Below are 23,857 nucleotides of genomic sequence, written 5' to 3' on the forward strand. Positions count from 1 at the left end.
GTCTAAACCTTGGTCGCACGGTTGGGGCTACCCCGTTCCGCATCCCGGACCCGTTTACCCCGCCAGACCAATTTAATGGGCGTGCCATGGAAACCGAGATCTTGGCGGAATTGTTTTTCGATGTAGCGACGATAGCTATCACTAAAACGCTTCGGATCATTTACAAACAGGGAAATTGTCGGGGGTTGGCTCCGCACCTGGGTGCCATAGTAAATGCGGCCTTGCTTCCCTTGACGACTGGTGGGGGGAGAATGCCAACTCACCGCCTCTTGAATCACTTCATTGATCACAGCTGTAGACACCCGGCGACGGTGAGATTCCGCCGCTTTATCCACTAAGTCGAGAATTTTATTCACCCGCTGGCCTGTTTGGGCACTGATAAAGAGCATTTCGGCCCATTCCATGAAGAATAGGCGAGCTTGCAACTCTTTTCGATATTGGTTGATGGTGTAGGTGTCTTTTTCAATCGCATCCCACTTGTTGGCAATGATGATGACAGCACGGCCTTCATCGATGATCCGGCCAGCGAGTTTGAGATCCTGTTCGGTCACGCCATCGATGACATCGATGACAAAAAGCACCACATCTGAACGGCGGATTGCTTTAAAGGCGCGGTTAATGCTAAAAAATTCGGCGCCATAATCGACATTTTTTTTACGGCGAATGCCAGCAGTATCGATCAGGCGATATTGTTGATCATTGCGCTTAATGATGGTGTCGATCGCATCGCGAGTTGTGCCCGAAATAGGACTGACAATCGCCCGTTGTTCCCCAGTAAGAGCATTGAGTAGACTCGATTTACCAACATTGGGGCGGCCAATAATCGCCACGTTGATCGTGGTGTCTTCTTCGACATCGGTGATCACCGGGAGATATTCAATCACTTTATCGAGGAGATCTCCAGTGCCACTACCGTGGATCGCTGAGATTGGGAAGGGCTCGCCCATACCGAGTTCCCAAAATTCGGCGGCTTGGGCATAGCCCTGGCCGAGGGATTCGCATTTGTTGACGGCAAGGACAATGGGCACGTTTTGTTGGCGCAACCATTCGACGATTTCTTGATCAGCAGCGCTTAATCCCGCCTGACCATCGACCACAAAAATGCCAACTGCGGCTTCAGCCAAGGCGATCGCCGCCTGTTCACGAATCAGAGGAATAAATTCTTCGCGGTCATCGAAAACAATCCCGCCAGTATCGACAATCTGAAAAGTGCGATCTTGCCAAAAGCCAGGGCGGTAGGTGCGATCGCGGGTAATACCGGGTTCGTCATGGACGATCGCCTGTTGATCGCCGGCAATCCGGTTGACGAGGGTCGATTTGCCCACGTTGGGACGGCCAATCACGGCAATAATAGGGAGTTTCATAGGGACTCTGCTCGGAACTATGGAAAAGACTGGATAATAATTGGGGTGACTCGCTAAGATTTCAGTACAAGCGGTCTGCTTTCTCTGGAAAAAACGGTACTTAACGCCAACATAAAAACTCAGAATAGTTAATCATACCAATTTTTGGGGCGATCGCCTTTTTCTGTTAGACCAAATTTGCTCTCCTTTTTTATTTCTTACCCTATGACTGCCCCCCAAGAACTGCCCGAAGTAATTAAACCGATTCTGAAATATAGCGGTTCAAAATTTGACTATGAAGTGAACCGGCTACGCTTACCCAATGGAGCGGTGGGAGACTATGGCAGCATTTTGCATCCGGGAGGCGCTTTAGTAGTACCGGTGACCAATGCGGGCCAGCTGGTGCTGGTGCGGCAATATCGTTTTGCGCTCCAGGGAAGGATTTTAGAGTTTCCGGCCGGGACCATTGAAGCCGGGGAAGATCCCCTCACAACGGTGCAGCGGGAGTTACCAGAGGAAGCGGGCTACGGGGCAAAAACTTGGCGATCGCTCGGTAAATTCCCCATTTGTCCAGGCTATTCTGACGAGTGGATTTATAGTTTTTTGGCGACAGATTTAGAAAAGCTGGCTGTGCCCCCCGACCAAGATGACGATGAAGATATTGAAGTGATCCTCCTCAGCCCAGGGGAACTAGAAGAAAAGATTCACCATCCCGAGGAAGGCGATCGCCTCGATGCCAAAACCATTTCCAGTTATTACTTAGCCAAACCCTTTTTAGATAAATTTTGCCCCAACTAAAGCGCCTCAAATTCCACTAAAAAATTGAGCTAAACTGCTACTGAGATGACAAAACTTCCCTGAGCACAGACTAAAATCGGGAAAATCCCAGGATTTGGAGGCAAATGATGCAGTTAGGCGCACTTTTAAAACAGATATCGGCCATTGAATCCCTGCCGGATCACCCTGCTTTGCAGCAAACCATTAAAGGTCTTTCGAGTAATTCCCAAGCGATCGCCCCCGGTGATCTCTTCATCGGTTTACCGGGTACCCGCGTCGATGGGGGAGAGTTTTGGCCAGGGGCGATCGAAGCTGGGGCGATCGCCGCGGTGGTCAGTGCAGCCGCCCTTGAAAAATTCCCGGCGACCCATGGGGAATGCGTCATCACCGTCACCGATCCGGTTCTGGCCTGCGCCGAAATTGCCAATCTTTTCTACGAAAAACCCACGACGGCGTTAAAACTCGTGGGAGTCACTGGCACCAATGGCAAAACGACCACCAGCCACCTAATTGAATATTTCCTCCAACAGGCCCAGCAGCCCACGGCACTGATTGGAACCCTCTACACCCGTTGGCCCGGCTACGAAAAAATTGCCACCCACACCACCCCTTTTGCGATCGATTTACAAAAGAATTTTGCCACTGCCCTAAAAGCGGGCAATACCCACGCCGTCATGGAAGTGAGTTCCCACGCACTGCACCAAAATCGGGTGAAGGGTTGTCAATTTGATGTGGCAGTGTTTACGAATCTGACCCAAGATCACCTGGATTACCACCCGACCATGGAGGATTATTTTCAAGCGAAAGCACTCCTCTTTAACGATGAATATTGCCATGGCCGCGCGGTGGTTAATCTGGATAATGACTATGGCGATCGCCTCGCCCACAAACTCGGTGCAAAAGCCTGGGGTTACAGTTTGCGAGATGCCGCAGCCGATATTTATATGGATCGACTGGTCTACACCGCAACTGGGGTCCAGGGCCGCTTAAAAACGCCCATGGGGACAGTGGATTTTAGTTCGCCCCTTGTCGGTCAGTTCAACCTAGAAAACGTGATGGCTGCCATTGGTGCGGGTTTAGCCCTCGGTTTAGAGTTAGACCCAATGATTGCCTGCCTGCCGCAGTTTCAAGGGGTTCCCGGACGGATGGAGCGGGTCATTATCGATGGGGATCAAGACATTAGTGTGATCGTCGATTATGCGCACACCCCCGACAGCTTAGAAAATCTGCTGAAGGCGTCCCGGCCCTTTATTGCGAAACGGATGATCTGTGTCTTTGGTTGCGGGGGCGATCGCGATCGCACCAAGCGACCCTTGATGGGGAACATTGCGGCGACACAATCGGACTGGGCCGTGGTTACTTCTGATAATCCCCGCACCGAAGATCCGAAACGAATTTTGGCGGATGTGGTGGAAGGGATTCCTGAAAATGTACAGTTTCTCGTGGTGCCAGACCGGGCCGCAGCGATCCACCAGGCGATCCTCGAAGCGCAACCAGGGGATGGGGTTTTGATCGCGGGCAAGGGCCACGAGGACTACCAAATTCTCGGCACCGAAAAAATTCATTTCGATGACCGGGAAGAAGCCCGCAAAGCCCTAGGCGATCGCCTGCAGCAAACGGCCTAGCGCTACAATCAACATAAATTCCTGCCTGAGTTTAGTAAAAAAACTGCCCCCATGAGTGATCTGGTTCTCGATGTCCGTCAATTGCAGGTGGCTTTCACCAGCGAAAATCAAGTTAATCTTGCGGTTGATCGCATTAGCTTCCAGATCGAACGGGGCAAAACCCTCGGGATTGTCGGTGAATCGGGCTCTGGGAAATCGGTCACTTCCCTGGCATTAATGGGGCTGATCCAAACTCCGGGCCGTGTCACTGGGGGCGAAATTTTCTACAGGGCGACCCCCGAAACAGACCCGATCGACCTCCAGAGTCTGCCGGAATGGGAACGGCGCACCTATCGCGGTGGCGAGATTGCGATGATTTTCCAGGAGCCAATGAGCTCCCTTAATCCGGTTTATAACGTCGAGTTTCAGCTCACCGAAGCGATTTTATTGCACCAAAATATTACCCCCGCCCAAGCAAGGCAACAGGCGATCGCCCGGCTCCAGGAAGTGCAACTGCCTGCCGAAGTGATGCAGCGCTATCCCCATGAACTGTCTGGGGGCCAACTGCAACGGGTGATGATCGCCATGGCGATCGCTTCCAATCCGACCCTACTCATTGCCGATGAACCAACCACTGCCCTGGATGTGACCGTACAGGCAAAAATTCTGCAACTGTTGCGGGATCTGTGCCAGGCCAGGCAAATGTCCCTGATTTTTATCACCCATGATCTGGGAGTGATTGCAGAACTCGTCGATGAAGTGGCGGTGATGTACCAGGGCAAAATCGTCGAACAAGGTTCAATTACCCAAATTTTCCAGGATCCCCAACATCCCTACACCAAAGGCTTGCTGGCCTGCCGCCCCCGCCTTGACCAAAAATTGGTGTTGCTGCCCACCGTTGCTGATTACATGACTGTGACCACAGATCCAGAAACCCAAGCTGTGATTATTCAAGAACGGCAGCCCGAGGATCATTTACTGGCAGAGATTTCCCTTGAAGCAGACAAACAGCGCCTCGAAGCCTTGATTCAACAAAAGCCACTCCTATCGGTACAAAACCTCCAGGTGGGTTATCGGAGCCGTAATTTCCTCCTGACGGGGCAGCGCTATTTCATGGCGGTCAATAATGTTTCCTTTGACCTCTATCCAGGGGAAACCCTCGGTTTGGTGGGGGAATCGGGCTGCGGTAAATCGACTCTGGCCCGGGCAATTTTGCGTTTAGTGCAACCGCTCGCTGGGGACATCTGGTTCCGGGGAGAAAATATCGCTCAACTGCCGGCCCGGAGTAAGCGACTGCGGCAACTGCACCGGGAAATGCAAATCGTTTTCCAAAATCCCTATAATTCCCTCAATCCGCGCTTAACCATTGGCCAGGCAATCGCCGAGCCGTTGATTATTCACAATCTCAAGCGGGACAAGAAAAAACGCCTCGAACGGGTGCAGTACCTGTTGGAGCGAGTTGGCTTAAATCCCACATGGGTGAATCGCTATCCCCACGAACTGTCTGGGGGCCAACGGCAGCGGGTTTGTATTGCCCGAGCCTTGGCGATCGAACCGCAATTTATTATCTGTGATGAATCTGTCTCTGCCCTCGATGTGTCCGTCCAGGCCCAAGTGTTGAACTTGTTGAAGGAACTCCAGACGGAATTTCAACTGACCTATATTTTTATTTCCCACGATCTCAGCGTCGTGAAATTTATGGGCGATCGCATTATTGTGATGAACCAGGGCAAAATCGAAGAAATCGGCCCGGCCGAACAGATCTACCGCGCCCCCCAACAGGACTACACCAAACAGCTGATCGCCGCTATCCCCCAAGGCCTCTAACTCAAGACTTTTTTTTCCTAAAAAAGATAGAGGAAGAGCCTTGACATGGAAGGGGTGATTTAGGGTACGTCGCGTTACTCGTAAATAACCTTCCTCTAAGGGGGAGTCAGAGGGGGGTTAACCATAGTTGTTATAGCCTTCCACTGCGCCAGGATCTACATCCCGCTTAGAGCCCAGTAGGTCTAAGCGATTGACACGGATCACGGGTTTTGAAGATTCATGGCCATTGCGGTTGGTAAAAGTTTCGATCTTGAGGGAGCCTTGAATGCCGATTAAACTCCCTTTTTTTACATAATTAGCGGCTACTTCCGCTGTTTTGCCCCAAATTTCTAAATTAAACCAATCCGGCTGATCACTCCGGCTGGTGGGACGATTGACAGCCAGGGTCAAATTACACAACACGCTACCCGATTCAAAATAACGCACCTCCGGATCGCCCCCGGCTCGGCCCACAAGATTTACAAGGTTAATGCTCATCGTTTAGCTGTCCATACAACTGTTCTGCTTTATTGTGCCATAAGTTTCCATGGCAATTTGCTGTGAAGTTTTGTAAGGTGTGAGAAGATCAACTACCTATCACCAAGGCAAAGCCCTATGTTGGAGCTATACCAATTTGAACTGTCTCAGTTTTCTGAAAAAGTCCGCTTTATCCTCGATTACAAGGGCTTAGAGTACAAAAAAATTGAAGTGACCCCCGGCATTGGTCAACTAGATGTCTATAAGATCTCGGGTCAGCGTCAGGTTCCCGTCCTCAAAGATGGCGACACGGTGATTAGTGACTCTACAGAAATCGCTTTCTACCTCGACCGCAAATACCCAGAAAAGCCGCTGATTCCCACCGCGCCAATCCAGCGGGCTCAATGTTTGATCATGGAAGAATGGGCCGATGAATCCATTGGCCTCAAGGGACGCAAAGCTTTCGTGGGCGCGTTGAACCAAAATCCCAATTTCCGCACGTCCATTTTGCCGCAGCAGGTGCCGGATCTGTTTAAAAATCTGTTGGGTGCCGTACCTGGGGATGTGTTGGATTTCCTTGGGGCTGGCGTTGGTCTTGGGGGCGATGCAGTCAAGGAAGCTCAACGGGGTCTAAGGCAGGATCTAGAAGCGCTGACGCTCTTAGTCCAACAGCAACCTTATCTGATTGGCGATCAGCCGACTCTGGCGGATTTCACCGTGGCGGCGTTGAGTATTTTGTTGAAATTTCCTGAGGGGAACTACTTTGATATTCCCGATTACCTCAAGGGCAAGGGGATTCCGGGTCTCGGCGATAATGCCGAATATGCACCGTTCTTTGAGTGGCGCGATCGCCTGTATGCAGATTTCCGTCAAGCTTCTGGAGATAGCGGTAAAACAAAGACTGATGATGGCTCACCGATGACTATTGAAATTGACTAACTTTTTCAAAAATAATCGAAATCCCCCAAGCTCGCTAAAGTCTGGGGGTTTTTTTTAGACATCAAGAAAATTACAGGAGACCTTGGATATCTTTGGCGATCGCCTCTGGAGTTGCTGTAGGAGGATAACGCTTCACGACTTTGCCATTGCGATCAACGAGGAACTTCGTAAAATTCCATTTCACGTTTTTGGTGCCAAAAATCCCAGGGGCCGTTTCAGTCAGATACTGGTACAACGGGTGGGCATTGCCGCCATTCACCTCGATTTTTTCAAACAGCGGAAAAGATACCCCAAAAGTCGTCTCACAAAAAGTTTGAATCTGATCTGCGTTGCCTGGTTCTTGCTGACCAAATTGATTACAAGGAAAACCAAGCACCGCTAAACCTTTATCGGCGTACTGTTCATGGAGTCCTTGCAATCCCTTGTATTGCGGCGTAAATCCGCATTGGCTCGCTGTATTAACAATCAATAAAACCTTTCCTTTATAGGTCTCAAGGGAAACAGATTTTCCATCAATCGTTGTCGCCGAAAAATCATAAATAGGCGCGGAGGCTTGCGTTGTCATAACAGTAAAAAATTGTAGAAAGATTCCTTCATGATCTTACTATGGGTTTTTCGGGGCGGCAGAACAAAAAGGCGATCGCCTTTTTGTGTGATTATTTAAAACTCACCGGAATTCATGTGGGTGGATTGGTATTGTCTTGGGTGGCTTTTTTTTCAGCATTTAGAATCTTGAGGTCGATAATTTATACCAGGCCAAATATTATTGATTTCTGTCGCTTGATCGGCAGCACTAAATCTTTCCCAAATCAAACCATTAACATCAGTTTCTTGGGAAAATTCTGAAGCAGTCGGATCTTCCCAACCCACATGTCTCACGGTGCCAGTAGGGCAATTTGAATCATGGCGGATCGAAATATTGAGCGTTTCTGTACGCCATAGCGCATATTCATTTTCAATCACAATACAAGGGTCAGCTCCCAAGCGTTGGGAATAATCTTGAATGGTTGCGGTTAAATTATTGGTGGCGATCGCCAAATGAAATTTTTTCATGTTCTATGACTCAATCGACCTTTTACTCAGAAGAAAAATGCCACGAAAAGAGCCCCCACCATTAATGGCAGGGGCTCTCGCTAACAATTACTTATTCAGTTTTTCTGTCAAAGCAATCATTGTTTTCAACTAAACCCTAAAACTCAAGCGGTTCTTAACCGTTGATTGCAGGAGCTTGCAGAGCTACAGGAGCTTGCTCGCCAGCTGCCAAGTCTAAGGGGAAGTTGTGAGCATTACGCTCGTGCATTACTTCAAAACCGAGGTTCGCACGGTTCAGAATGTCCGCCCAGGTGTTGATTACACGACCTTGGCTGTCCAAGATGGACTGGTTGAAGTTGAAACCGTTCAGGTTGAATGCCATGGTAGATACACCAAGAGCAGTGAACCAGATACCGACTACAGGCCATGCACCAAGCAAGAAGTGCAAGGAACGGCTGTTGTTGAAAGATGCATATTGGAAGATCAAACGACCGAAGTAGCCGTGGGCTGCAACGATGTTGTAAGTTTCTTCTTCTTGACCGAACTTGTAACCGTAGTTCTGAGATTCGGTTTCAGTGGTCTCACGTACCAAAGAAGAGGTTACGAGAGAACCGTGCATTGCGGAGAACAAAGAACCGCCGAATACACCAGCCACACCGAGCATGTGGAAGGGGTGCATCAGGATGTTGTGCTCAGCCTGGAATACGATCATGAAGTTGAACGTACCAGAGATACCCAAAGGCATACCATCAGAGAAGGAACCTTGACCGATGGGGTAGATGAGGAATACTGCAGTTGCTGCGGCTACGGGAGCAGAGAAAGCAACACAGATCCAGGGACGCATACCAAGGCGGTAAGAAAGTTCCCACTCACGACCCATGTAGCAGAATACGCCGATGAGGAAGTGGAAAATTACCAACTGGTAAGGGCCACCGTTGTACAACCACTCATCGAGGGAAGCAGCTTCCCAGATGGGGTAGAAGTGGAGACCAATTGCGTTAGAAGAAGGAACAACAGCACCAGAGATGATGTTGTTACCGTAGAGAAGAGAACCTGCGACGGGCTCACGGATACCATCGATGTCCACGGGGGGAGCGGCGATGAAAGCGATGATGAAGCAGGTGGTGGCAGTGAGAAGAGTAGGAATCATCAGGACGCCGAACCAACCGACATAGATGCGGTTCTCGGTGCTGGTGATCCACTGACAGAACTTCTCCCACAAGGAAGCGCTCTCGCGCTGTTGTAGTGTAGTAGTCATGTGTTTATGATTGCTATGAAATTATCAAGGTGCGTTCCGAATTGCTTCAGAACTTGTTTTTTTATGATGTGTCTATACTAGCAATAAAATAAAGTTTTGTAAAGTATTTCTGGATTTTTTTAACATTCGCCGTGATTTAAGCGGCGAAAAATCCTCGAAATCCTTCCCCTTAGAGGGCTGCCAGTTTATTACGCAGCTTAGGATTGTAGATGCGTTCATAATTCCAGTAGTTGGCGAAGACAGATTCGACATAGCCCCGTGTTTCGTTGAAGGGGATCTGCTCAACAAAGACATCAGGGTCATTCAAGCCATAGCGTTCTAACCATTGGGCCACATTGCCGGGGCCAGCATTGTAACTGGCGATCGCCAACATTGCATTGTCGTTATATTCCTGGTGGGTGTAGCGCAGATACCAGGTACCGAGCTTGATATTGTCTTCGGGATCATCGAGGGCGTAGGTATTGCCGGTGGTCTGCTGGGCAATCCATTCACCGGTGCTGGGCATCACCTGCATCAGCCCTTTCGCCCCAACAGGGGATTCGATGTTTCTTTCAAAGCGAGACTCCTGGCGCATGAGGGAAACGACGAGGAGTGGATTTAGATCATGTTCGGCGCTCCAGCGCTGGATCGCTTCGGCATAGGGGAAGGGAAATAATGCGTGCCAATATCCATCGCTTTCCCGGAGTTGTAACCATGCTTGGCGATCGCCTGGTTCATCCCGCTGGCTGAGATTCCAAATGCCATTAATGGCCTGGAGATATCGGCCTTGGGCAAGTTTTAAAAGACCCTGGGTAAAAGCTTCGGGGACTGTTAAATTTTCTGTGCTAGCCAATTCTAGTTGGAGGGTGTTCCAGGCATCAAAATCCTGACCCAAACGATAGAGTTCCTGGAATGTCTCTGAGCCTGCGGGAGGAACGGGGCGGGTGTCAGGAAGATTAAGTTGTGGCTGGAGAGTGCGCACAGTATCAAAATCCCCCACATCCCAGCCGAGCTGCACCGCCGACCGCCAGGCGTAATAAGATTCGGGATAATTTTTCAGGGCTTTTTCAAATGTTTGCTTGGCAGCGCGAGCTTGATTGAGCTGTTGTTGCCATTTTGCAGTCCAGAAAACCGATTTAGCAGCCTCGGGATGATCTGGGGTTAAGGTAGCGATCGCCTCGGCCCACTCAATTGCCTGGCGATAATTGCCTGCTGCGGCCTGGCGTTCAGCCTGTTGCCAGCGGTAGTCACTGGTTGCCTGATGGTCACGGTGATTTTGCAGAGCCAGCTCACGGGTTTGGTTCGCAGCGGTGCCGTTGCCTGCTTTTTCTAAAAGATCAGCTTTTGCAAAGAGGGCATTGGGGGCTTCTTCGGGAAATCTTTCGATCACTTGATCTAAATAGGCGATCGCCTCACTGTCGGGCACTAAACTAGCGAGGCGGCGTAGGCCCAAACCCGTTTCCGGGGCGTCGGGAAACGCTTGGATCAGGTCTTGATAGGCGGGTCGAGCCTGGTTGGGTTGGTCGCTCACCTGGAAGCTGCGGGCGAGACGATATAGATTTTGGGGCGTTCGGGGCGCGTTTTGATAGGCTTGGGCCGCATCAGTGTATTGCCACTGGTTCCAAAAACTATCGGCGATCGCCTGCCAAGTTTCGGGGGATAGCTGATCGCCAAAATTATCTATTAAATTGCGGCGCACTTGGGCAATGTCGGGGGCATCGGCATCGTATTTTAACCGTAGTTCTAGGAGATTTTGTTGGCGCGGATTTTCAGTCAGGCGCTCCTGAATCAAGGTTTGGCTCCGGGGATGAGCCGGATATTCGGCGATCGCTTGGTCTGCATATTTCGGGTCATAGGCACTGAGACGAAACAGAGCCTCAGCAGCGGCCGCATCTTCCGGATAGTTTTGCACCACATCAAACCAAATCACCTGGGCCTGTTCAGGATTGTTCATCAACTCATAGGCCCGGCCCCGCTTAATCAAAATATGGGGTGTGAGTGCGGGATAATCCCGTTCTAGATTTTCAAAGGCGGCCAAGGCAGCGGCTCCATCTTCGGCCACCAGATGATCCATCCCTAACAAGTAACGGGCGCGACTCTGGTCAAGGGGATTACGTTGATCGGCGGCGATCGCCTCCAGTCTGTCCCGCCGTTCTGCCGGAGAAAGTTCCACCAGGGCGAGTACCTCTGAATCAATGTCCGCTGGACTTTCAATTTGGCCACTGGTTTGCGAAAGCGGGAGGAGTTGATTCCGGTGGGCGATCGCCCCGAGGCCCAATAACCCCGTGAGACAAAGCCCAATCACAAATGTTGGTGAACTGTAGGTAACCCGGACCCGTTTCATGGTGCTGCCAGAATAAATTCAACGGTTTCGATCATAGGCGATCTCCTTTCAAGCTGCTGAAGCCCTCTCAAACCACCAAAGAAAAACCCCAATTTCCTTAAGAAATTAGGGCTAGGGGCAATTGAATTAAAGTGAGCGTAGTAAACCTATTTTTTCTCGGGTTGATAGTACAAGTGTGACCCTTGGTCAGCAATGTAGTGGCAGGCCTTCTGGGATTTGAAGAAACTGCGCCAAATGGGAGCATGGCTGACCCGATAGTAGTCCCCCAATAAAGGTTTGATCGCTTCGGTGGCATCCTTGAGGTAGTAGTGGGGGATAGTATGGAAAATGTGGTGGGCCACATGGGTGCCGATATTATGGTGAATTTCGTTAAAAATGCCATAGTCCCGGTCGATGGTGGAGAGGGCACCCTTAAGGTAGTACCAATCGTCGCCCCGGTACCAGGGAATATCATCTTCAGTGTGGTGCAGATAGGTGACCAGGTCTAACCAAATCACAAAAATCACATAGGGTACAAAGTAGAATTTCACAAAGGCTAAAAATCCAAATTGCACCGCAAACCAGCCCAAGAAAGCGACCATGGCTAAAATTGCCCCGGTGCTGACAATAATGTCATTGCGCTCATTGGATCTGAACAAAGGGCTCTTAGGGGAGAAGTGGGAACCCGGGCCCCGGCCGGGCGATCGCTTAAACAGATAGATCGGATAGGCGATCAGGGGCGCATAGAAGCGGACAAATTTTTCCGCAAAGCCCATCTGGTCATACTTTGATTCAGGAATGGGATACCAACTTTCATCGGTGTCGACATTGCCCGTGTTGGCATGGTGGGTGCGGTGGGAGATGCGCCAACCGTGGAACGGCACCAAGATCGGGGTGTGGCTCAGGTGGCCGATGAGATTATTTAAAAATTTTGATTTAGAAAAAGAGCCGTGGCCGCAATCATGGCCGACCACAAATAATGCCCAAAACATTGTGCCCTGGGCAAACCAGAAAATAGGGTAGAAAAACCAAGAATCTAAATAGGCGGCGATCGCATAGAGACCCGCGATAATGCCAATGTCTAAGAAAAAGTAAGCGAGGGAACGGAAGACCGAAGGTTGAAAACAGTATTCTGGGATGGCTGCTTTGACGTCCTTAAGGGTGAAGGGAAGATCTTGCCGTGAAAACTCGCTGCTCCCGGGGGAGCGGACTGTAGTTTGCATTCAGTTTCAAAAAAGGATTAACAAATGTTCACAATTCTACTGCTTTTTGTCAGAATGCAGGGAAAATCAGCAGAAATACCCTAAGTCAGGCATTTTTTTACGACGATTTTCCGCGCCGGCAGGAATCGAGAACTTCTCTGTAAAATAAGAATTAGTCCATTGCGCAAGAGATTTATGTCCACTACCACCGAACCTACAGACCGCCTCTTTGGGGCTTTACCATACTTGCTACCCCTCGTTTATGCCCTGCCTTTAGGGGTTCCGTTTTTAATGCGGTTTCCGATTTTGTCCATTATCTATGTGCCCCTACAGCCGCTGATTCGCCTTTACTCTTTTCCCTTTGCAGGCCTGATTATTTTTTTTGTGCTCTATAGCGCGGTGGTGCGAAACAGCCGGATCAGCCATTTCATTCGCTTCAACACTCTACAGGCGATTCTTATTGATATTGCGCTGATTCTGTTGAGCATTGTGATTCAGTTATTTGGTTTTGGGGGGGGAGGCATCCTCGTAGAAACGATTTCTAATGTTGCGTTTTTGGGGACCCTAGTGGCCTGTGGTTACGCAATGGTTCAGTCGGTGCTGGGCCGATATGCTGATCTGCCGACGATTTCTGATGCAGCCCGGGCACAACTGCCCTATTAGAGCGTTTTGATCAAAAAATAAAACGTTTTTGGAAACTTTCAGCGGCTTTTTTGAGACGAAAGAAACGCTCTAATCGGGAAATAGATGGAAATGCCAAAGTTGATGATGGTAGAGCCTTACCAATTGCTGTTGGGGGGGATGGTGGCGATCACCTTTTTGACCATTGGGTTGACGGTGGGAATGAGCCATGCGGTTGGACGCAATATCTTGCGATCGCGTCAATTTACCTGCCAGACGGTGGTGGATCCCCAGGCGGGGGAAATAGTTTGGACGGTATTCCACCAAAATGAAGCACAATCCCAACCTTGGCTACGGATAGTACCGGGTATGGAGGGGGATGTTTCTCCCCAAAGTCGCTGTGAGCAGGTCGCCCAGCGCTTAGATCGTCTCATTCCCCAGGGGCTCCAAGCATTGACTTATCAGCCAAATGTGGCCACTCCAGAGCGCCATGCGGTCTGTGCGATCACCCAAGAACAAGGCGATCGCTGTAGTACTCTCGTCATCCTGCGGCCTGACACTGACCCAACGGCATTTTTTGGAGAGTTGACAGCGCCTCTCCGTCATTGGGGAGAAGCGCTGAACTTAGAAACGAGCAATCAAGCGCCCCTCGACCTCCAGCCTTTTCTCCTTAGGCCATCGACCCAGTAACCTCTGCCGTTGGGCGATCGCCTAGACAAATTCCTAACCCCCGGGCCGTTTGGACTAAGGTGCCATGGGGATCTACCGCCCGATTGATACAGATCGCTTCACTGATCGGTACGCTAGAAACCCGACCATTTTGCCAGGTGACCATTCGGTCAAATTGGCCCTGGGCAATTAGATCTACGGCGGCGACCCCGAAGGCCGAAGCCAAAAGGCGATCGAGGGGTGAGGCGATGCCACCCCGCTGAATGTGACCCAGCACTGTGACCCGGGTTTCAGCACCGGTTTTTTTGGCCACCTCATCGGCCATATATTGCCCAATCCCCCCAAGGCGACATTCTCCAAATTGCAACTCATGCTTAAGGGTTTCGCCAGCTGTGGTACAAACGGCCTCAGACACCACAACGAGGGTGTGGTCATTGCCAGAATTTTGGCGATCGCAGATAAATTCACACACCTGCTTCATGTCATAGGGAATCTCTGGGATGAGGACCACATGAGCGCCCCCCGCAATCCCAGCGTTGAGGGCGATGTGCCCCGCATCTCGGCCCATTACTTCAACGATCATCACCCGATTGTGGCTTGCAGCGGTAAAGTGCAGGCGATCGAGGGCTTCCGTGGCAATATTCACGGCGGTTTCGAAGCCGATGGAGCGCTCGGTGATCCCCACATCGTTATCAATGGTTTTCGGGATGCCCACCAAATTCATCCCGCCAATCTGCGCTAACTTTTGTAAAATCGCCAGACTGCCATCGCCGCCAATGCCCACCAGGGCATCTAAACCAAGGCGATGGTAGGCAGCCCCAATTTCCTCGGAACGATCCTTAAGGGAACCATCTTCCATGGGGAATGCAAAGGGATTTCCTTTATTGGTTGTGCCGAGCATGGTGCCTCCCATGGTGAGCCAACTATCAACGCGGTCTTCAGTTAACTCGATGGTTTCTGGGGGGTCTTGCAGGAGACCCAGGGTGGCGCGACAAATTCCGATCACTTCCCAGCCGTAGCGATTGCGGGCACAGCGGGTGACGGCGCGAATGGCGGCGTTAAGGCCGGAACAGTCACCGCCACTGGTGAGCACGCCAATTTTTTTGATTTGTCCCATAGTTGCTTGTTTTGTGCGTGTAATTCTGGCAGGCGATCGGCATGCAATTACCAATAAGCCTATTTTGGGTCAGCATAGATCATCTCCTGGGGGCCTGGATGTCTTTGTGTGATTTTTTTGACAGTTGATCATGTTTTTCTGCTGACAAAAGGCGATCGCCGACAATTCCTCCTGACCCGTGGAGGCACTGGGAAGGATCTCGGATGGCCCAGTAAGATAGGGAAAGTAAAATCAACTGTTTATATATCTGGGAGTTAACAAGTATTCATGCGAGAAATTTGGTTTAGCTTTGGACTCATCGTCATCTGTGGGGTCATGTTAATCTTGTCTGCGGTCTTTAATGTGGGCGATCAAACGGCGATCGCCGCTGAACTGACCCCGACCAATGCCCCAGCGGTACAAATTGCCGCTAACCCCACCGAGGAACTCAAAAATATGGATCTTGATTTATCAAAAGCAGTGACCACCGAATCTGGCCTCCAGTACATCGACGAAGTAGTCGGTGAAGGGGAATTTCCCATGGCCGGCGAAATGGTCACTGTCCACTACACTGGCAAGCTCACCGACGGTAAGGTTTTCGACAGCTCCGTTAAACGAAATGAACCTTTTTCCTTCGTGATTGGTGTCGGCCAAGTGATTAAGGGCTGGGATGAAGGGGTGATCACCATGAAACCCGGTGGTAAGCGCACCCTGATTATTCCCGCAGAATTGGGCTACGGCGCTCGCGGTGCTGGCGGTGTGATCCCCCCCAACGCCACTTTGATCTTTGATGTCGAACTCCTCGGCATTCGCTAGAACTTTAGTATCTACAGGATTAGCAACGGTTAACTAGAGTTAACCTGATAATAAAAATCCCCTACTTTCCACAGGAGAGCGGGGGATTTTTTGTACATCAATAGATCCCAGAAACAAACTTGTCGTCGCTGGGTTAATCGGAGGCGATCGCCGGGGGCATAATCACCTTGGTGGCGAGGCCCAGCCGTTGCAACAGCCAAATCACCCACCAGGTGACATCCACTTCCCACCAGCGCCAACCGGCTTTGGCCACACTGGGATAGGCGTGGTGGTTGTTGTGCCAGCCTTCGCCATAGGTGAGGATCGCCGCCCACCAGAGGTTGCGGGAGTTGTCATCGCTGGCGTGGCTGCGGTAACCCCACACATGGGTCACGGAGTTGATAAACCAAGTGCTGTGCCAGAGCAGCACCGCTCGCAGGAGCATCCCATAAACCACCCAAGACCAGCCACCGAGGAAATAGAGGGCGATCGCCAAAGGAATTTGGAGCAGCAGGAAATTGCGATTTAACCAGCGATAAAAGGGCTGTTTGGCCAAATCCTGGGCGTAGCGGCTGTATTGGTCGGCGTCGAAAAATTGTTTGTCCGGGTAAAAAATCCAGAGCATATGGCTCCACCAAAAACCCCGCTTCGCCGAGTAGGGATCTTTGGTCTCATCTTCGGTGTGGGCATGGTGTAGACGGTGGCCAGCAACCCAAAAGATCGGTCCCCCCTGGAGTGCTAGAGCGCCGATGAGGGCGATCGCATATTCGAGCCATTGCGGTACCTTGAGGCTGCGGTGACTCAGGAGGCGATGGTATCCGAGGCAAATGCCGATGCTGCCAAAGAGCCAGTGGAGAAATAGACAGACGCCGATCGCCGACCAGGAAAAAAAGAAGGGGGCCAAACCAAGGGCCAAAAGATGAACAGTACCAAAGAAAAATACGGCCACCCAGTCCAGGGTCGGCTGCGGGGCGGATTGTTGCACAGATTGGGTCATGAACTCTCAAAAAAATAGAACAAGGCGAATGGGGTAAGTCGGGTTAGGGATTCACCCCAGGAACAGGAGGGCGATCGCTAAATCGCTTTTGAGAAAGTTTGCTCAGTTTTGTGTTGCAGATAGGTGTCAAACACCGCCGCAATATTGCGGATGAGTAGGCGGCCACTAGCAGTCACCTGGAAGCCATCCCCGGAGCGGTGAATCAGACCATCGACTTCTAGGTCGTTTAGGGCGTGGAGTTCCCCTTGAAAGTAGTCGTTAAAATCCAGGTCAAAGCCCAGGTGATATTTCTGCTCCAGCTCCGGGGCCGACAGGCGAAACTGACACATCAATTCCATAATCACGGTGCGACGAATTAGGTCATCCTGGCTGAGTTGGACACCCTTTTCGATCGGTAAAATCTGTGTATCGATCACCCCGTAAAAATCCTTCAGCCGTTTGTGGTTTTGGGCATAGACATTCTGCAACATACTGATCGAGGTCACGCCAAAGCCCAGGAGATCTGATTCGGGCTTGGTGGTGTAGCCCTGGAAATTTCGGTGGAGCTGGCCGGCCTGTTGGGCGATCGCCAATTCATCATTGGGCTTAGCGAAGTGGTCCATGCCGATAAAGGTATAACCGCGATAGGTGAGATTGGCGATCGTCATTTTGAGGATTTCCAACTTTTCAGCAGTGGGGGGTAGTGCCGCCTCGGGCATCCGTTTTTGGAGGGGCTTGAGCCAAGGCACATAGGCAAAGCTAAAAACAGCGATGCAGTCGGGATTCAGTTGGATTGTTTTTTCCACTGTTTCCGTAAACGTCGCCAAGGTTTGGTAGGGCAGACCATAGATGAGATCCACATTGACGCTCTCAAAGCCCGCTTGTCGGATCCAGGCCATTACCTCAAATAGTTTGTCTTCCGGTTGAATGCGGTTAATAGCCGCCTGCACCTGGGGATTAAAGTCTTGGATGCCAAAGCTAAGGCGGTTAAACCCCAACTGGCGCAGGGCAAAAATATAGTCGCGGTCCACATCGCAGGGGTTAATTTCAATGGAAATTTCGGCATCGGGGGCAAATTGAAAATTGTCCTGGAGAGTCTGCCAGAGAAGTGTTACTTGATCGAGGTTGAGATAATTGGGTGTGCCGCCGCCCCAGTGGAGCTGTTGGACTAGGCGATCGCCCGATACTAGAGGCGCAACCTGCTGAATATGGCGCATGAGGTAATCCAAGTAGGTGGCGGCGGCAGGTTTGTACTGGGTGATGATCGTATTGCAGCCGCAGAAATAACAGGGCTTTTCGCAAAAGGGAATGTGACAGTAGAGGGAAAGGGGCGTTTTTTTATAATTCCCCAGGGCGATCGCCTGACGGAACAGATCAGGGCTAAATTCAGCAGTTAATTCTGTGGCTGGGGGGTAGCTCGTGTAGCGGGGGACCGCTTGATTATATTTCTGGAGGAGTTGCCCATCGAAGCGGACATTTTGCGCAGCTAAATTCATGGAAAAACGTGGTTTGTTTCTGGGTTGATAAAAAAGCGATAAACAGGCGTTTTTGAAAAGTTTTTGAAAAAAATTCCCCAGCACCTCCGGGTTAGGAAGCAGTTGATCTGACAGAGGCGCTGAAGAACGCTATGGAATCGAGGTTAAAACTTGTTTTAGACGGGAGCAGTGGCGATCGCCTGGTCTTCGGGATGGCGACGATGGTGGTTTTCGGTGCTGCCGGGGCGGTCTTGGCGGGTAAGCAGATCGAAAGTATGTTCCCCAATCGCTGCTTTGACGTCCGGCTCCAGCTCATGCATCACATCCCGATTCAAGGCAAAAGCATAATTTGCTTCGTTGATGATCGCCTGGATTGTCAATTCATCGAGGGCCAAAGCATCGAGGGCATCGCGGTATCGCAGTTTGAAATCACGGCGATCGCCTGGGATCGGCCACTGGTCAAACTCATAAAATCTCGTGCCCTGAGTATCAGGTAAATCCAGCGCCGAACGGATAATATTTTTCAGGCTTTGGCCCCCAGACAGATCCCCCAGGTAACGCACGTAGCTATGGGCGATCAGCAATGTTGGATGATTGGTTGCTAATTCCTGGAGGTGGCTCCGGTAAAGTTTGCCAGCTGGAAGGAGTTCCAATTTTTCTGGCCAATTTTCACCATAATAGAAAGCTAAATCTTCTTCCAGATGGGCCACTCGGTTGAGGGCAGGAAAATAAACTTGCCCCAAAATCTCATGGTCTTTGTGCTGTTCGAAGGCGGTTTCTAGGGTTTGATAAACCCCATACAAATTAGCGAGTAATTTCCGCAAAGGGGCTTTCTCCACGATGCCTTTGGTAAAACACTTCATAAAGGCGGTGTTTTCCGAGAGGGTGTGGGACGTTTGGGTCCCGAACCGGAGACGTTGGGATAGGGTTGTCATAGCTACTCCATGGGAAATGGGTGTCGGACTGTTTTGGGAGAAATTCTGGAGAAAAATCAACGAAAGCTTTAGTGAACTTCGCAGCGCAGGGCCTCGGCATCAATGGGCTTGGCGAAGAAGATCAAGGCCATATTCCAGAGGATGCTCGCGATCCAGGGGAGTTTTTGGCAAAACTGAATCACTTTGGGTTTGCCATTGCCGGCGATCGCCTTGAGTTGTTCATTGGCCGCGGCGCAGGCTTCCAAGCGGGAGAAAAACTGGGGATGATCTGTGTCCAGCACCTCTGGGAAAGCCCGCAGAGAGGTTTCATTGGTGTTGCGAATCACATCCCGGTTGTACTGGTGGGCATCGAGGCCGATCATTTCGTAGAAATCAGACCGCTCCAACGTTGTCAGGGAATGGGTCACAAACACCGTCAACAGGAAAAAGCGTGACCAGAGGCGGGACTGCCAGGTTTGCCAGAGGGATTTTTGCGATCGCAACAGCGCTTTAAAAAAGTCCCCATGGCGGTTTTCATCCTGGCACCAGCTCTCGAAATACTTAAACAGTGGATAAATATTGTGCTCCGGGTGTTTTTCCAGGTGGCGATAAACGAGGATATAGCGCCAATAGCCGATTTTTTCCGATAGATAAACCGTGTAAATTACCCATTCCGGCGGGAAAAAAGTATAGGTGCGTTTTTGGGTGAGATATTTCAGATCTAAACAGAGGCCAAAATCTACCATGGACTTGTTGATAAAGCCCGCGTGGCGCGCCTCATCTCTGGCCAACAGGTGAAAAGCTTCGGCAAGGATTGGACTGCGATCGCGCAGGCGGCGGGACAGTTCTTTAAAGAGTAAAAAGCCAGAAAATTCAGAAGTGCAAGAGCGTTCTAGAAAGTCCACAAAAATGCTGCGGGTTTTTTCGTCGAAATGGTCCCAAGACTGTTCAAAACTGTCGTCCCGGACAAAATGATATTTGTTATAGTCGGCCCGCAATTCATCTAGGGCCGCGAGAATTTCTTCCTCCTGGGAAGACAGGACCATATTGGCGATTTTGTCAAAATCTGTGGTGTAAAAGCGAGGCGTCAGCAGGGTTTCTTTAACAGGCTTTTTGACCCCAGGTCTAAGGAGTTCCGGGTTTGGCTGGGCAGGGAGCGTAACCATAGGCTGTTTAAAGGGGACTTTTTAAAACTTTGTTGGTGCCCATCTTTTCGGAGTTTACCGGAAGTTTCAAGACAGTTTCTTGGGGTATCCTATAGTTACCTGCAGTAAAAAAATATGGACCTCATTGGGATTGCAGCAACATTGAAGAAATATTAAAGTTTTCAGATTAAATGCTAGGTGAGCTGATGATCGACCCAAATCCTTGCAATAATGCGGCGTTTCAATGTCCGATCCAATTTGTGGTGGATTTGCTGGGGAATAAGTGGTCAATCCTGGTTTTGCGGGAGCTGTTTGGGGGCGATCGCCGCACCAATGAACTGCTCAAAGCGCTCCCGGGAATCAGTACAAAGACTTTAATGGTGCGTCTACGGGAATTAGAAACCCATGGCTTGGTAGAACGGCGCATTTATGCGGAGATCCCGCCCCGGGTGGAGTACAGTTTGACCGCAAAGGGCCGCGAGCTTCAACCGGTGATGGTCGCGTTGCACCAAGTGGGCTCCCAGTGGCTCGATCAGGATACCTGTGTTTGTCCGCTGCAAGGGGTACCAGAACCCAGCGCCCAGAGCGTTTAAACCAATGTCATTGGTATTAGCCCAAATATGCGGCCTTTACTCGTTCGTCGGCGAGGAGGTCCCGGGTCCGGCCGCTAATTTTTAGATAACCTGCTTCTAGTACATAGGCGCGATCGCTACATTCGAGGGCGAGGCTCGCATTTTGTTCAACCAAAAGGATAGTGGTTCCCTCGGCGTGCAGTTGGCGGATCACTTGAAAAATTTCCTTCACAATTTGCGGCGCCAAACCCAAGCTCGGTTCATCGAGGAGCAGCAGTTTGGGCCGACTCATCACCGCCCGGGCGATCGCCAACATTTGCTGTTCCCCACCGCTGAGGGTGCCCGCAATCTGATTTTTTCGTTCTGCGAGGCGCGGAAAGATCGCAAACTGTTTTTCCAGGTCCGCTTTAATCCCTAGCTGATCTTGACGGGTATAAGCGCCTAACTCTAGATTCGTTAACACGGTTTGGCGGGCGAGGATCCGGCGACCTTCGGGGCTCTGGGCAATGCCAAGACAGACCACTTCATGGGGCGCTTTTTTGGTGATATCGATGCCGTTGTACAGGATCTTCCCTTGGCGCAGGGGCAATAGGCGGGAGATCGCCCGGAGAGTCGTGGTTTTCCCGGCGCCGTTGGCCCCGATAAGCGTGACGATTTCTCCTTGCTGCACCGTCAAGTGAATATCTTTGAGGGCTTCAATGCCGCCATAGTTCACCGATACATTAATCAATTCCAGCATTTATTCATCCCCCAGATAGGCTTCAATCACCGCTGGATCTGCTTTTACTTCTTCGGGTAACCCCAGGGCAATCAGCTCGCCAAAATCCAACACCGCCAGGCGATCGCATAAACCCATCACCAAGGGAATGTGGTGCTCAATCAAGACCACCGTGAGGTTAAATTGGTCGCGAATCTGGCGAATCAAGTCACTCAAGGCCCCTTTTTCATTGGGGTTCATCCCGGCGGCGGGCTCATCTAATAACAATAGTTTGGGTTCTAAGGCCAAGGCCCGGGCAATTTCTAAACGGCGCTGATCTCCATAGGCTAAATTCTTGGCCTGTTGCCGATACTTCCCCGTCAAACCAACCAAATCCAATAATTCTTGCGCGCGGTCGTAGGTCTCCTGTTCCGCTTTTTGGGCCTTAGGCAAACCGAGAATGCTCTCAAAAATATTGCTGCTTTGGTGTAAGTGGCGGGCGATCGCCACATTTTCGAGGGCCGATACATTCCCAAACAGCCGGAGATTTTGAAATGTCCGCGCAATGCCTTTCGCAGCAATCCGGTGGGGGGCGAGACCCTGGATACCCTGACCTTGATAGAGAATTTGCCCCGTCGAAGGGGGAATTATCCCAGTGAGTAGATTAAAAAAAGTGGTTTTCCCAGCCCCGTTCGGCCCAATCAGCCCAAAAATTTCCCCAGGGGCCACCGGAAATGACACATCATGCACAGCCACCAAACCCCCAAAACGCCGGGTGAGATGTTGCACTTCAAGGATAGGTTTGCCAGATTTTTCCATAGGCTCGACCGATTGAAACAAGCTCATTTTAGCGGTATCTTGGTAGGCGATCGCCAGATATTGTTATCCCCCAAAACAGGAATAATTGGCTGTACTTATGATCCCAATGCAGAATTCTCATGGCGATCAGGGGATTGTTTTGGTTTACTATGATTTCTCAGCAGTGATCCCATTTCGACCTGGATGATCGAACAGTGAAAAAACTTATTCGCGGTCTGGACAAATTTAAGCAAAATTACGTGGCGAGTCACCATGACCTCCTCGAACAGCTTTCCCACGGCCAGAAGCCCCGCGTCCTCTTCATCTGCTGTTCCGACTCCCGCGTCGATCCGGCCCTGATCACCCAAACCGACATTGGGGAACTGTTTGTCATTCGCAACGCAGGTAACATCATTCCGCCCTATGGTGCAGCCAATGGCGGTGAAGGGGGAACCCTCGAATATGCCCTCCAAGGTTTAGATATTCGTCAAATTATTGTCTGTGGTCACTCCCACTGTGGCGCGATGAAAGGCTTGCTGAAACTCGATAAACTGCAAGCGGATATGCCCTTGGTTTGTGATTGGCTCAAGCATGCTGAAGCGACCCGTCGTCTCGTACGCGATACCTATCCCCACTGTGAAGGGGAAGAGCTCGTAGAAACCCTCGTGGCAGAAAATGTCCTCGTCCAAATTGACAATCTCAAGACTTACCCCATTGTGCGATCGCGTCTGCACCAGGGTAAATTGAAAATTTATGGCTGGATTTACAACATCGAAAACGGTGAAGTGCTTGCCTATGACGAAGCCCGCCATGCCTATGTCAAGCCTGACTACAGCCTCATTGATGAAAAACCACTCCAGGAGCATGAACCCCCTGAAGGCTGCCCGATTCCCTATGTAATACCTGCTACTTCTAGCCTTTCGGCATGGTATGGCGAGGGTGATACCTTCTCTGTCAGTGGCTGAGGGCCGTATTCCTTAAGCCTCAAAACCAATGACTATTGAATTTTAACTGGTGGGGGATTCGAGCCCCTGGAAATCGCATATCTCTCTTTTGCTATGGTTGACCTCAACTTCGAATGAACGTTGGGAGGATGTAACGGGGAAGTAAAGCTTGGGCATCCTGCGGGACGGCGGTGTGTTTTGCAAAAAATTTTCCTTGAATGGAAAAATACCGAAAACGAAGACTCGGCCATTGGTGAGCTCCCGACCCCTAAATCCGGCAAATTAAGGAATATTCTCTTCGGATTTGGCCGCGTTCTCTCTTTTTCCGAAGTCTCCAAGCGAAACCACTTTTTGGTGCTGAAAAATAATCTTACTGCTTTAGATAGTACAAATATTCTGTATTGATGGGCATAAT

General features: G+C 50.6%; 23 protein-coding genes. 9 read left to right on the top strand and 14 right to left on the bottom strand.

Annotation, left to right across the window (positions count from 1 at the left end; all coding sequences use genetic code 11):
* Positions 1-2: 2 nt before the first annotated feature.
* Positions 3-1,364 carry a ribosome biogenesis GTPase Der gene (der, locus tag ACZ45B_RS00080; RefSeq protein ID WP_024545662.1) on the bottom strand — a complete coding sequence of 454 codons (1,362 nt, stop codon included), beginning with the start codon at positions 1,362-1,364 and terminating at the stop codon, positions 3-5.
* A 204-nt stretch (positions 1,365-1,568) separates the two neighbouring features.
* Here der and ACZ45B_RS00085 point away from each other — a divergent pair, with 204 nt between their 5' ends.
* The 3 genes from ACZ45B_RS00085 to ACZ45B_RS00095 all read left to right on the top strand — a co-directional run bounded on the left by ACZ45B_RS00085 (position 1,569) and on the right by ACZ45B_RS00095 (position 5,551).
* Positions 1,569-2,141, top strand: a complete 573-nt coding sequence (locus ACZ45B_RS00085; protein WP_024545661.1) for an NUDIX hydrolase — start codon at positions 1,569-1,571, stop codon at positions 2,139-2,141.
* Between the two features lie 107 nt (positions 2,142-2,248).
* On the top strand, positions 2,249-3,745 hold the full coding sequence (locus ACZ45B_RS00090) for a UDP-N-acetylmuramoyl-L-alanyl-D-glutamate--2,6-diaminopimelate ligase (protein WP_024545660.1): 1,497 nt from the start codon (positions 2,249-2,251) through the stop codon (positions 3,743-3,745).
* Between the two features lie 51 nt (positions 3,746-3,796).
* Complete coding sequence (locus tag ACZ45B_RS00095; protein ID WP_024545659.1) at positions 3,797-5,551, top strand: ABC transporter ATP-binding protein; 1,755 nt, start codon at positions 3,797-3,799, stop codon at positions 5,549-5,551.
* A gap of 117 nt (positions 5,552-5,668) precedes the next feature.
* Here the strand turns inward: ACZ45B_RS00095 and ACZ45B_RS00100 are convergent, their stop codons facing one another.
* Positions 5,669-6,028 carry a single-stranded DNA-binding protein gene (locus ACZ45B_RS00100; protein ID WP_024545658.1) on the bottom strand — a complete coding sequence of 120 codons (360 nt, stop codon included), beginning with the start codon at positions 6,026-6,028 and terminating at the stop codon, positions 5,669-5,671.
* A 117-nt stretch (positions 6,029-6,145) separates the two neighbouring features.
* Here ACZ45B_RS00100 and ACZ45B_RS00105 point away from each other — a divergent pair, with 117 nt between their 5' ends.
* Complete coding sequence (locus ACZ45B_RS00105) at positions 6,146-6,946, top strand: glutathione S-transferase (protein WP_024545657.1); 801 nt, start codon at positions 6,146-6,148, stop codon at positions 6,944-6,946.
* Positions 6,947-7,016: 70 nt separating this feature from the next.
* On the opposite strand, the gene ACZ45B_RS00110 is transcribed toward ACZ45B_RS00105, so the two are convergent.
* The 5 genes from ACZ45B_RS00110 to ACZ45B_RS00130 form a co-directional block, all read right to left on the bottom strand.
* Positions 7,017-7,511 carry a glutathione peroxidase gene (locus ACZ45B_RS00110; protein WP_024545656.1) on the bottom strand — a complete coding sequence of 165 codons (495 nt, stop codon included), beginning with the start codon at positions 7,509-7,511 and terminating at the stop codon, positions 7,017-7,019.
* Positions 7,512-7,663: 152 nt separating this feature from the next.
* Positions 7,664-7,984 (bottom strand): hypothetical protein, encoded by a 321-nt coding sequence (locus tag ACZ45B_RS00115; protein WP_464674886.1) that lies wholly within the window; start codon positions 7,982-7,984, stop codon positions 7,664-7,666.
* A gap of 169 nt (positions 7,985-8,153) precedes the next feature.
* Positions 8,154-9,236: a photosystem II q(b) protein gene (psbA, locus tag ACZ45B_RS00120; protein WP_096415623.1), complete on the bottom strand. Its 1,083-nt coding sequence runs from the start codon at positions 9,234-9,236 to the stop codon at positions 8,154-8,156.
* Positions 9,237-9,405: 169 nt separating this feature from the next.
* Complete coding sequence (locus ACZ45B_RS00125) at positions 9,406-11,559, bottom strand: lytic transglycosylase domain-containing protein (RefSeq protein WP_024546916.1); 2,154 nt, start codon at positions 11,557-11,559, stop codon at positions 9,406-9,408.
* Between the two features lie 146 nt (positions 11,560-11,705).
* Positions 11,706-12,761, bottom strand: coding sequence for a fatty acid desaturase (locus ACZ45B_RS00130; protein ID WP_024546915.1), 1,056 nt, complete (start codon positions 12,759-12,761; stop codon positions 11,706-11,708).
* A 174-nt stretch (positions 12,762-12,935) separates the two neighbouring features.
* On the opposite strand from ACZ45B_RS00130, the gene ACZ45B_RS00135 reads away from it, so the two are divergent.
* Together ACZ45B_RS00135 and ACZ45B_RS00140 are read left to right on the top strand one after the other, a co-directional pair.
* Positions 12,936-13,403, top strand: coding sequence for a Tic20 family protein (locus tag ACZ45B_RS00135; RefSeq protein ID WP_096415629.1), 468 nt, complete (start codon positions 12,936-12,938; stop codon positions 13,401-13,403).
* Between the two features lie 84 nt (positions 13,404-13,487).
* Positions 13,488-14,051, top strand: coding sequence for a COP23 domain-containing protein (locus ACZ45B_RS00140; RefSeq protein WP_024546914.1), 564 nt, complete (start codon positions 13,488-13,490; stop codon positions 14,049-14,051).
* Here ACZ45B_RS00140 and ACZ45B_RS00145 read toward each other — a convergent pair.
* Positions 14,032-15,147, bottom strand: coding sequence for an ATP-dependent 6-phosphofructokinase (locus ACZ45B_RS00145; protein WP_024546913.1), 1,116 nt, complete (start codon positions 15,145-15,147; stop codon positions 14,032-14,034). The two genes, ACZ45B_RS00140 and ACZ45B_RS00145, sit on opposite strands and share 20 nt — an antisense overlap.
* 267 nt (positions 15,148-15,414) lie before the next feature.
* Here ACZ45B_RS00145 and ACZ45B_RS00150 point away from each other — a divergent pair, with 267 nt between their 5' ends.
* Positions 15,415-15,942, top strand: a complete 528-nt coding sequence (locus ACZ45B_RS00150; protein ID WP_024546912.1) for an FKBP-type peptidyl-prolyl cis-trans isomerase — start codon at positions 15,415-15,417, stop codon at positions 15,940-15,942.
* A gap of 133 nt (positions 15,943-16,075) precedes the next feature.
* Here the strand turns inward: ACZ45B_RS00150 and ACZ45B_RS00155 are convergent, their stop codons facing one another.
* The 4 genes from ACZ45B_RS00155 to acsF all read right to left on the bottom strand — a co-directional run bounded on the left by ACZ45B_RS00155 (position 16,076) and on the right by acsF (position 20,452).
* Positions 16,076-16,918, bottom strand: coding sequence for an acyl-CoA desaturase (locus tag ACZ45B_RS00155; protein WP_024546911.1), 843 nt, complete (start codon positions 16,916-16,918; stop codon positions 16,076-16,078).
* 77 nt (positions 16,919-16,995) lie between these two features.
* Entirely contained in the window at positions 16,996-18,393 is a 1,398-nt protein-coding gene (gene hemN, locus ACZ45B_RS00160) for an oxygen-independent coproporphyrinogen III oxidase (protein ID WP_024546910.1), read from the bottom strand.
* Between the two features lie 155 nt (positions 18,394-18,548).
* A complete protein-coding gene (locus tag ACZ45B_RS00165) occupies positions 18,549-19,307 on the bottom strand; it encodes a biliverdin-producing heme oxygenase (RefSeq protein ID WP_024546909.1) in 759 nt (252 codons plus the stop codon).
* A 68-nt stretch (positions 19,308-19,375) separates the two neighbouring features.
* On the bottom strand, positions 19,376-20,452 hold the full coding sequence (gene acsF, locus ACZ45B_RS00170; RefSeq protein ID WP_024546908.1) for a magnesium-protoporphyrin IX monomethyl ester (oxidative) cyclase: 1,077 nt from the start codon (positions 20,450-20,452) through the stop codon (positions 19,376-19,378).
* Between the two features lie 185 nt (positions 20,453-20,637).
* Here acsF and ACZ45B_RS00175 point away from each other — a divergent pair, with 185 nt between their 5' ends.
* The gene (locus ACZ45B_RS00175; protein ID WP_024546907.1) at positions 20,638-21,024 is read left to right on the top strand and encodes a winged helix-turn-helix transcriptional regulator; all 387 of its coding nucleotides are present in this window, start codon (positions 20,638-20,640) and stop codon (positions 21,022-21,024) included.
* A 16-nt stretch (positions 21,025-21,040) separates the two neighbouring features.
* On the opposite strand, the gene ACZ45B_RS00180 is transcribed toward ACZ45B_RS00175, so the two are convergent.
* Positions 21,041-21,742, bottom strand: coding sequence for an ABC transporter ATP-binding protein (locus ACZ45B_RS00180; RefSeq protein WP_024546906.1), 702 nt, complete (start codon positions 21,740-21,742; stop codon positions 21,041-21,043).
* Positions 21,743-22,519 carry an ABC transporter ATP-binding protein gene (locus ACZ45B_RS00185; protein ID WP_024546905.1) on the bottom strand — a complete coding sequence of 259 codons (777 nt, stop codon included), beginning with the start codon at positions 22,517-22,519 and terminating at the stop codon, positions 21,743-21,745. It lies immediately after the preceding gene.
* A 194-nt stretch (positions 22,520-22,713) separates the two neighbouring features.
* On the opposite strand from ACZ45B_RS00185, the gene ACZ45B_RS00190 reads away from it, so the two are divergent.
* Positions 22,714-23,463: a carbonic anhydrase gene (locus ACZ45B_RS00190; protein WP_024546904.1), complete on the top strand. Its 750-nt coding sequence runs from the start codon at positions 22,714-22,716 to the stop codon at positions 23,461-23,463.
* Positions 23,464-23,857 lie beyond the last annotated feature (394 nt).

Source organism: Picosynechococcus sp. NKBG15041c, from assembly GCF_055380235.1.